General features: G+C 43.7%; 5 protein-coding genes. All 5 read right to left on the bottom strand.

All coding sequences use genetic code 11. From position 1 onward, the window contains the following. Positions 1-1076 (bottom strand): response regulator (locus tag VN429_RS08100; RefSeq protein WP_325631910.1); only part of this gene is annotated, 1076 nt, incomplete at its 3' end. Continuing rightward, complete coding sequence (locus VN429_RS08105; RefSeq protein ID WP_325631912.1) at positions 1069-5688, bottom strand: ATP-binding protein; 4620 nt, start codon at positions 5686-5688, stop codon at positions 1069-1071. The genes VN429_RS08105 and VN429_RS08100, both read right to left, overlap by 8 nt. A gap of 77 nt (positions 5689-5765) precedes the next feature. Further along, positions 5766-6332 carry a chemotaxis protein CheW gene (locus VN429_RS08110; protein WP_325631915.1) on the bottom strand — a complete coding sequence of 189 codons (567 nt, stop codon included), beginning with the start codon at positions 6330-6332 and terminating at the stop codon, positions 5766-5768. A 9-nt stretch (positions 6333-6341) separates the two neighbouring features. Then, complete coding sequence (locus VN429_RS08115) at positions 6342-8750, bottom strand: methyl-accepting chemotaxis protein (RefSeq protein WP_325631917.1); 2409 nt, start codon at positions 8748-8750, stop codon at positions 6342-6344. Between the two features lie 86 nt (positions 8751-8836). Then, positions 8837-11080: PAS domain S-box protein (locus VN429_RS08120; protein WP_325631919.1), on the bottom strand; the 2244-nt coding region annotated here is incomplete at its 5' end.

The following is an 11080-nucleotide window of genomic DNA, read 5'->3' on the forward strand; positions in this document are numbered from 1 at the left end:
TTCTCTGACTCGATCATTCGATTATCAAGTTGGTTCACTAATCCATCTATCCGGTCAATACAGTCAGTTACCTGCTCCTCTACCTCAGGTTCCATCTTGTCTGATAGGATTGCCAGAATCGTAAGTGGATTTCTAATCTGATCATTCAGGATGGAAAGGGTTACCATGTTATTTGTTATCTGCTCAATCGCATTCTTCATCTCTGTTTCTCTTTTTTTAGCTCCGGTGATATCCTGAAAGAGCATGATATATCCAGTGATCCGTTCATCACCAAATGCATGAAGAACAGAGAAAAATCTTTGATAATTGATAGTTCCGCACTTTGTTGTTTTGAATAGCCTCTTATTCTTTGCCAATGAGAAATCAAAGATCCCTTCATCTTTAAATGACTGCCCTTCGTGGATCTTTTTCATAATACCTTCATTGAGATTGGGATCCTTGAAGAGATCATTTCCGACAATCTCCTGAGGATTCTCAATGCCAAAGATCTGTATGAGAGCTGGATTGACAAATAGGAGTTTCCCATCTCTGTCATAGATCTGAATCCCTATAGGCGAATCCCGAAATATCGTCCTGAATAATTCTTCCCGCTCCTGAAGGACTAAAAATGCATGGTTCAATTCCTCAGTTCTCTCTTCTATTTTCTTTTCAAGAGTCTGATTGAGAGCTTTGAGTTCTTTTTCAAGACAATTAATGGAAAGATGAGTCTTTACTCTGATTAAAAGTTCTTGAGGTTCAACAGGTTTTGTCAGGTAATCGACCCCGCCTATCTTGAACGCCTGTACTCGATCAAATGATTCTGTTAATGCAGAGAGGAAAATAATAGGAATATCCCGGGATGCCGTATTGTGTTTCAAACGTTGGCAGGTCTCATATCCATCGATACCAGGCATCATAATATCAAGGAGAATGAGATCTGGTTTGAGGCTTTCCACGATCTCAAGTGCTCTTTCCCCGCTTGTTGCAATCAGAACACGATATTGAGCATGTTCAAGTACTGCTTCCATCATCTGAAGGGAAGCCGGAGTGTCGTCAACTACCAGAAGTGTTCCGATATAATCCCTATCATCAATCATTTCGTCGCTTTTTCACCTGATTGAGATAGGAGATCATCTCTTTCTCATTTAAATTCATGACATATTCTCTCATTCTTGAGATAAATGGTGCGTATGCTTCTGATTGGCTCTCTAGTTTTAAAAGTACCTCTTTGATCTTCCGGTAGTCACCGAGATGTAATGCGTATTCTATATCAGCAAGTATGGGACTTGGAATAATTACTGATGCAGCCTCATCAGAATCCTCTTCCCTGGTTATTGCTGTCTCATGGCTTACCTTTGTCCAGATAATATTGAGATGTTTCTGCATGAGATTCATGAGATGATCTATTTTTATGGGTTTTGGAATGAAATCATCACACCATTTCTCAAACTCTTCCTTACGATCACTCTGGGAGACGGTGGCAGATATACCGATTATTCTAACAAGATTCAGGTTAGGGTTATTCCTGACATGCATGACAACCTCCAGGCCATCCAAATCAGGCATCACCAGATCAAGAAGTACGAGGTGGGGTTGATCTGACTCAATGTGAGTAATGGCATCTCCTCCATTTTGTTCCGTTGTTACCATAAATCCTAACGGTTCGAGGAGATTGATGAGGAGAGTAGCATTGGTTACATTATCATCAACCACCAGTATCTTTTTCCGTTCACCCAGATATCCGGAGTAGGATTGATTCTCTTCTTCAGAGATAAGGGATACATTACATGCCGGTAATGGTACTGATATGGTGAACTCACTTCCAGCACCCTCCTTACTCTGAACCGTAATCATCCCTTTCATAATCGTCACCAGGTTTTTGGTGATAGCAAGGCCAAGGCCGGTGCCTTCGGTTAGTTGACTTTTTTTAGCTATTTGAGTAAACGGCTGGAAAATATCTCCTAATTTGTCTGGGGGAATGCCGATTCCGGTATCTTTCACGATACAGGTGAGATGGTTCGAGTTCTCTTTCCCATAGAATAGTATGAGATCAATCCCTCCTGTCATGGTATATTTAACTGCATTATTCAGAAGATTGATGAGGATCTGCTTGAGTTTTCCTGGGTCTCCGGTTACCACAGACGGAATATCAACAATCCCTTGCATCTCAAAGATTAGGTGTTTTTCTTCGGCCTTAACCCGAATGATATTATACACCTCTCTAAGGAGAGTGGGGAGATTGAAGGGTTCCTCTTCAAGAACGATAATCTTTGATTCGATCTTCCCAAAATCAAGAAGTTCATTTATCAGGGAGAGAAGATGGGTTCCGCTGTTATAAACTGTTCCCAGTTGCTCCTTTTGCTCTCTGCTCAAGTTATTTTGATGTTTGAGTAACTGTGCATAACCGAGGATAGCATTTAGCGGGGTTCTCAGTTCATGACTCATACTTGAGAGAAAATCACTTTTTGCTTTGTTTGCTGATTCGGCCAGTTCTTTTGCAACTGCCAGTTCTTTTGTTCTCTCACTGACAATGCCCTCAAGATCTTCATGGTACTTTTTAAGTTCTCTCTCTGCCTGTTTTTGCATGGTTATATCGATGCAGGAGAGGATCACCCGTGACCAGTCATCCTGACTCTCAGGTGGGATAGATATCTTCAGGAAGAGATTCAGGTTCTTTCCCTGAAGTGTGAGACCTAAAAAATCTCCAGTATAATCATATATTCCATCGTGGATGGCGAGTATCATACTCCTGATCCCGGGATTATCAGCCTCGGGAAAGATTGTATCGACCCTGGATGGAAATTCACTACCCCCTGCCTCAAATAGTGAACATGCTGCACCATTTACTTCTGTTACCTTCCCAAGTGCAAGGACTCTTCCTACCTCCCCGGGGCACCTGGTGAAGTACGAGGTCAGATCATCCGAATCTGACTGAGTGAGAGAGAAGAGTTCTCTTTTCATCATGGCAAAATCAAGTACCATCACTGCAAATGGCGAATCACTAAAGAGACTGGTATATTTTGCTTCACTCTTCGCCATCTCCTGCTGAGTAAATACCATCTCTTCATAATTGGCCCTCATCTCCTCTTCAGAGGCGGAGAGAGATTCATATGCCCTTTTGAGATCCTCATTGGTCTTAACCTGGGTCTCTTCTGCCTTTTTTCGCTCAGTGATATCCCGAATAAAGAGTTGATAATACCTGAGTCCAAGGGCGGTGATACTACTCATACTGATCTCAACCGGAATACGAGATCCATCTCTGGTACGGATATGAGAGTCGATGAGTTGCCCTGATTCATTGTGTCTGATGGTTGAGATGATCTGCTCAAACCCGTCTCTCTCATCCTCTTGCACCAGTTCAAGCAGGTTTATCCGTTTCAACTCTTCAATAGAATACCCTGTCAGATCACGTGACTCCTGGTTGGCGTCAAGGATTAGCAAAGAATCGATGTCTATCAGAAGAATACTATCAAAAGCCTGTTCCATCAGGATTCGGGTTCGCTGTTCAGATTGCTTTAAATCAGAGACGATCTCTTTGAGGATCTGGATCATCTCGTTGAATTGTTCTTCAAGCGACTGGATATTTTTGCCTGACTCAGCGGATGCACAAATGACTGGTTCTGGCTGCTGGGGTCCTTTCTTCCACTCAGTTTCAGCGACGATCTCCTGTACCTGTTTACTAACCGAAAAGATGGCACGGGAGACCTCGTTCCCGATGTTTTCAATAGATTTCTGAAGCCGGTAAAAATCACCAGATGCATTCACCTCACGGGGCAATCTGGCATCAAAGTGATACTGGGCATACTCATCAGCAAGCCACATCGTCTCGTTGAGTGGTTTCGTTATCACGTCAAGGGTTGTATTCATCCCATCGATAATCCTGCGAAAATCGCCCTGATGTCTGGATGCATCAGCCCGAATCTCAAGATACCCTTTCATTGCTGCTTCAGAGAGGAGATTGATATCTGCGATCATGAGATGAACCGCGTCAATGCACGTATTGAGGTTATTTTTCACCTCATTAAAATCACCATAATACGATTCGGTAATCTTTGCAGGGATGTCTCCTTTCGCTATACGGTCCACATATTCGGCAGCAATATTCAATGGACCTATGACTGAGTCAAGAGTGTCATTAAACCCCTCAATGATCCTCCTGAACTCACCGGCATGCTTTGTAGATTCTGCCCTGACTCCAAGCTGGCCATTCACTGCTGCCTCAGAGAGGAGATTGACATCCTGGATCATCAGATGAATTGAGTCGATACAAGTGTTCAGGTTATTTTTAATCTCGTTGAAATCGCCGAAATAATCCTTGGTTATCTTTTCAGGTATCTCCCCTTTTGATATCCGATCCACATATTCCGCTGATACATTAAGAGGATCGATAATAGCATCCAGGGTAGCGTTCAATCCCTCAATGATGGATCGAAACTCTCCCTTAAAATGGGTGGGATCACTTCTGAAGCTTAAATTACCAAGGCTGGTCTCATGCACCAACATATGTACGGCTGATAGAATCTCATTGATGGTATCCCGCATCAGATTCATTGAAATTCCGAGTCTATCCTGATTTGAAGTGACCGGAAACTGGTAGGACATGTCCCCTGAAGCGATACATACTGCCCCTTCTGTATATGAGCGGGTTTGTTTGATAAGTCGTTCAAATGACCTTGCCAGCCTTCCGATCTCATCATCCATTGTCGTGGGAAGATCCTGATCCAGATCACCGAGGATGATTCCTTCAGACGCCTTGGTGATCCTGATGATTGGCTCTGTAATCCTCCTGGAAACAACCATTCCGATGAAACTGCCAATACCGATGATAAGAACCGTGATGAGGATTATCATCACGAAAAGTGAGTTGATGGGAGCGAGGATTTCAGACTGAGACTGGGAGATGATCAGGTTCCATCCCGGTTTCTGATGTATCTGATATCGGGATCCAACAACCGGGGTTCCCTGAAAGTTGGTCCAATAACTGAGGTTCCCTTGAAATATCTGATCAATTTTCTCGTGTTTAGTAAGAAATGCCTCTTTGTCTCCTTGAACCGTTGAGACAATCAAACCATTATCATCAATGATGTATACGAGGCCAGTAGAGCCTAATCCAGTATAGAAACCGTAATTTTCAAGATATGACATCTTCCCTTCTGTGAGGATGACACCGATGATCTGATTGTAAGGTCCCTTTATCGGGGTTGAAAAACTGATTATTGGTTCACCGTTCTCATCGCGGTGTGGTTCCCCGATCGTTGTGTTATTCAGGCCGGAAAGATAAAGTGGGTCATCCCGAAGATTTTTCCTCATCATATCAGGATCTGTTGATGCAACCACCTCACCATTCATATTCAGGACCGATGCCTCTGACATAATATTGCTGGTCAGATTTACTGCGTTAATCAGTCCGTTGGCAATCACCTCACGTCCTTTCACATCTGGACCGGCCTTTTGTTCCTGCATGAGGAGATCGATTATCGCAGTTCGTGTCGAGAGGAGCCGTGCAAGGTCCTGACCCTCGTTGAGCACGAGGAATACCTGTCCTGCTGAATTCACACCGATGGCATCGATGGTCTCTTTCAGATTGGATTCAATGGTTGCTTTAGTGCTGAGGATGGTAACTGTTGAGGTGATAGTAACGGTCAAAAGAATGAGTAAGATAATAATAAGAGTAATTCGCCGTTCTATAGATCGGATTTTGGGCCACATGGTACCTGATGTGAAGATACAAAAAATGGGAACCAAGAGAGATAAAACATTGGGAAGAGCGAAGTGAATCTCCCTTTCTAGAGATCCTTCTCCACTCTCCTGATCATTGTCTTGATATCAAGCCATATTACGAGGGCACTCTTATCCTTCTTACCTCCATCTTTCTTGTGTTTACGTATTACCCCGAGAATATCCCGGTGACTCTCGTTTGAAGATTGAGCTTCCTGATCAATATCATCCTTGGAATAGGTCGTAACTGAGAAGACATCATCAACCAGTATTCCGAGCATCTTCTCACTGACGGTTTTATCAAGAACGATTACCCGAGATCGTTTCTTTCCGGTAGACTCCCGGGTAATATGCATCATCACCCGCAGATCGATGATGGTGGTAATCACTCCCCTCAGATCAATCATCCCTGTGATATATGACGGAGTGTTCGGGATAGGGGTTACTTCTGGTGTGTTAATCACCTCCCTTGTATCAAATAGGTCAACTGCAAACAGTTCATCACCGATCACAAATTCAACCACCTGCTTAGAACCACTCTTTTGGAAACGGGAAGTATGGGTATTTGAGCCCTTTTTCCCGGGTTCATGCACCGGAGACTCCAGTGCTGTTTCTTCTATGAGAAATGCTCCCATGATCCTACCTCAAGAAGTGGTAAACTTCCCCATTTCGTTAGAAATTTTCTGAACCGAAGCGGCTGCTTCTGAAATTGCTCTCGTAATCTGATCGATCGAGGCAGTGACCTCCTCGGTTGCAGCTGCAGAGCTCACTGCTTCTTCTGCAGTCTTTTGTACCAGGCCTCCGACCTCATGGACACTTGCGGTGATCTCTTCAACCGCAGCTGCCTGTTCCTCGGTAGCTCCGGCAACCTCGGTCATGTTGTTATGAACAACATTGATTGCCTGAACGATCTGGTTGAAAACATTAAGTGTTTCACTCACTGCTTCATTTCCTGCCTTCACTTCCGTAGCAGAGGTCTTCATGGAATCAGAGACGAGCTCAGATTTTTTCTGCAGGTTGCCGATGATGGTTGCTATGTTTTCAGCTGATTTTTGTGACTCAAGAGCCAGGGATTTGACTTCATCAGCGACCACCGCAAAGCCCATTCCTGCATCCCCTGCACGTGCAGCTTCAATGGCTGCATTAAGAGCAAGAAGGCCGGTCTGCTCGGCAATGCCGGTTATCACATCCACAATTTTGCCGATCTCTTCCATCTGGCTGGTTATATCAGTGATGATACTACTGGTCTCATCGACCGACTGCATAATCCCCTCCATCCCTTTCTCTGCTTTTCCGGCAAGGTGTACCCCTTTTTCTGAGAGATCCACGGTCTGCTTTGCCATCGCGGATGCTTGTTCTGCTTTTGTTGCAACCGCACTAACAGTTTGAGAGAGATCTTCCATCGCGTTAAGAGTCTGGTTAATACCATTACCACTCCGTTCAGCAAGCAGACTGACATTGTTTGAACTCTGTGCAACTGTACTTGTGGCGCTGGAGACTTCTTCTGCACTGGCATTTGTCTCTTCCATTCCGGCAGTAAGACTCTCTATCTCGCTCTTTACTCCACCGATAGCAGTACTCCCTGCAATACCAATCTGGTTCAATGCCTCTTTGAATGGAATAAAGTCTCCTTTCACAGAGAGTTGCTCACTAATCCGGTCTGTATAATCTCCTGTTGAATAGGAATCAGAGAGCCGCATGGCTTCATTGACCGGGTTGATGACTGAGTCAAGGGTATTATTCAGACCAGCAATGATGTTTTTATACTCGCCTTTGAACTGATCAGCGTCACCTCGTTCTTTTAACTGTCCTGCCTCTGCAGCAACAGCGATACGCTTAACGGTATTTACCATACCGGTAATCGTATCTTTCATCTGGGTCATTGCAAGACCGAGAGAATCCCTGTCAGATGCGACCGGAACGGTGACATCCAAATTTCCAACTGAAAGGGCAGTCGCAACTTCGGTTTTGCCCTTAAAGTTCTCTATCATCCGTCTGAATGAATCAGCAAGAGTTCCAAGCTCATCTGCCGAGGTGTAGGAAATTGTCTGGTTAACATCACCGAGTGCCAGATCGTCTGATGCCTTTGAGAGAGCAATAATGGGGGTTGCAATACTCCGGGCAAGATAATAAGCAAATGCAACTCCAGCAATGATGATTAGGATCGTGATGATGATCATCATCATAATCATGGCGTTGACATCTTTCAGAGCATCTCCCTGATCCTCCATGTACACAAGGTACCATCCGGGTTTCTCTTTGACCGAGTACCGACTTCCAAGAACGTTCTCACCCATAAAGTTGGTCCAGTAATTGAGTTTCCCCTCCTGGATCAGATCGATCTTTGCCTTCTTATTCAGAAAAGCATCATCTGCACCCTTAACATGACTGAGGATGAGGCCAGCCTGATTGAGATCTACTATCATCCCTTTTCCAGTAGAACCAAGACCAGAGGGATCGAGAACGATCTTCTCCACCGATTCCATGGGAGTAGTTAATAAAACCACTCCAATGGTTTTATTTTCAGAATCGGCAACATTTGTGGCGTATCCAAGTGTTGGTACTTTTTTATCGTCAAAATACGGTGTTGAGATATAGTTGCCTTTCTGCCCCTCGACAAACAATGGACTATCCTTGTAACTTTTCCCGATGTTCTCCGGCTTGTTAGATGAGATGACCTCTCCTTCGAGGTTGACGAGCATGACATTGTCAAATGCATCACTGGTTCTGTCAACAGACTTTTTAAACCCGGTATTACTAGTTGTTCGTTTCTCCTGATTTACTCCGGATTTCTGTTCAGTTGAAAGAAGATCAATGCTGGCCGGGCGTGTTGCCACCATGTTAACGAGATCAGTCCCTTCCTGCAAGATAAGGGTCATCTGTCCGGCAGAATTGAGCCCGACGGCGTTGTAGGTTCCGAGCATCTCGTTTTCCATAGTGGAACGTGCGTTGATTGCACTCACAGCTGCAAGAATAATACAGCTGATCAGCACGAGAGCGACCATCGATACAATAAGTTTTGTTTTAATTGACTTGAATTCAATTTTCTTCATGTTACCCACCTCACGTATTATCCTCCTTACATTACTGCAGAAATCCGTTCTCTTCGATGAATATCAGAGACCCGCAGATCTGCTTATCAACCCGGAGGGGGTTTCCGGGGTTCTTCCTCAAGTTCATGAACACGGGCTTTTTCTACTCCCTCAACATTTTCCTGATGTATCACTCTTGCTGATGCAAATATTCCTGTCACGTTCCCAGTTTGATCCCGGATAACTACACAATTTCCAATCACCGGTATTTTCGAGCCATTCTGGTGAAGGATATCAGTTGTATAATGGACCGGTGATCCCTCGGTAAGTAACTGCCTGTAGGCAGTTTTTATCCGTTCAGGTTCACTAAAAAATTGAAAATACTCTTTTCCCACAATCTTATCTCTTGAGTATCCAATAACCCGCTCTACTGCTGCATTGACATCAAAAATTTTCCCATCTAAACTAAAGGTTACAATAAGATCCGGGTTCACTTCAGTAAGCATCCTGGAGTATTCGTACGCAGTTGCGAGTTTCTGTTCAAAGGCCAGTCGCTCTGAAATATGCCTCAAGATGGTTGAGAAATAAGATTTTTTTGAGGGTTCGTGTCGATGATACTGAATGATCTGGGACAAAGGAACCAGCGTCCCACTCCCTGAAAGAATGACGGTATCACCTCGCCAGGAACCAGCCTCGACTGCTTTTAATCGCTTGGCCTGATAATCCTGTATATCTAACTCAGGAATGTACGAGAAAACATTGATCTGACTGATATCTGATTGATCTAAAAGTCCGAAGAATTTCTTTCCTGCCTGATTGAGATACATTAACGTGCCATCTTCATGGGTAATAGTAATAATATCAGGTGTAGATTCAATAACGGTCACGAGTTCTGACTTCTGTTCCTCTTCTAAAACCTGCCTTGTGATATCCTGAGCAATTCCGTGATATCCATAAAAAATTCCGTCTGGATTTGAATGTGGAACTCCTGATATCACAAACCAGCATGTGGACCCATCACTGCTTCGTATGGGTGTTATTATCCGGTCGATTGGTTTTCCTGATACCAGGAGTGAAACAAAATCCAAGGGTCGATACTGGCCAATGGTATCATCAACAATCTCAAAGAAATGCTTTCCTATGAGAGATTCAGGCTGATATCCAAGATAATCCTCTACCTTCGCACTTACAAACGTAAATTCATGATTTTCATTCGTCTCCCAGATGATCTCATGTATCATCTCAGTCAGCCGCTGGTACCGGTTTTGGTTCAGATACTGGTTTTGTTCGTTTTTCTTCAGTTCATCAATCTCTTTTCTCAGGTTTTTTGTCACTTCACGAAGTTCAGTCGTCTTTTCCTCGACTATCGTAGATAATCCGGCCTCATAATGTCGGATTATTGCTTCCTGATTTCTTTTTTCAGTAATATCAGAACCGACACAGTGTAATGACCAGAGGATATCATTTCTTATATCAGGATATGCCCGCCACTCCTGGTATCGGATATTCCCATCTGGCATCACAACCCTGATCTCAAACGGAGCTGAAGGATTTTGTAATGAATCAGGATCTAGAGCTACTGTATGTTTCAGAACATCCAAATCTTCTGCAGCAATTGAGGGAAGTCCTCGTAGTCCAATAAAGTCAGTTGATGTCCCTCCATAGTATCGGGCTAGGGCCTGGTTTTCCCTGATGATTCGGTCATCAGAATCTAGATCAACAATAAATTCTCCGGTCTCCTGCATGAGGGCATTTAATCGATTTGATACCAGTTGTTCTTTTAGACTGTTTTTCTCGATATTTGTAAGATCAATGAGAATCACTGCAATCCCGATGCTGGAGTCATCAAAAATGCAGAAGGAGATGATAATTCTAAAAATCATATTCCCTATTTCATGGAGGGTGATCTGGGGAGGAGAGAGTTTCTCATCAAGGACACCCCGGGCAAGGGTAACTAAGTTCGATTTCTGAAATAATGGATGAGGAATATCTTCTATCCATTTACCCATCAGATCTGCCTCGGTACATCCAAGAATTTTGAGGGCAACTTCTGTTGTCTCATGAACCAAGAGTGAGCGGTTAAACCCGATAGCTCCTAGTATCGGGTAATCAGAATAGATATGAAAAGGAACCCGGTGTGCAAGCCTGTAGATCTTATTTTTTCCGATAGTTCGTAGATCGAGACGACCGGTTTGGTAGAGGTTTGTCAGATGTTTGGCAGCCAGATTTCTACCAAGGCCAAGGTTCTCTGAAATTTCAATAATATTTGCCCCTTCTTGATTTTCCTTCAGAAATGAGAGGATTCTTATGGAGACAGATGCTTCTCTCTCTGATGAGGCCATACCATTAAC

This window comes from Methanospirillum sp. (assembly GCF_035560735.1).
In the GTDB taxonomy this organism is placed as follows: domain Archaea; phylum Halobacteriota; class Methanomicrobia; order Methanomicrobiales; family Methanospirillaceae; genus Methanospirillum.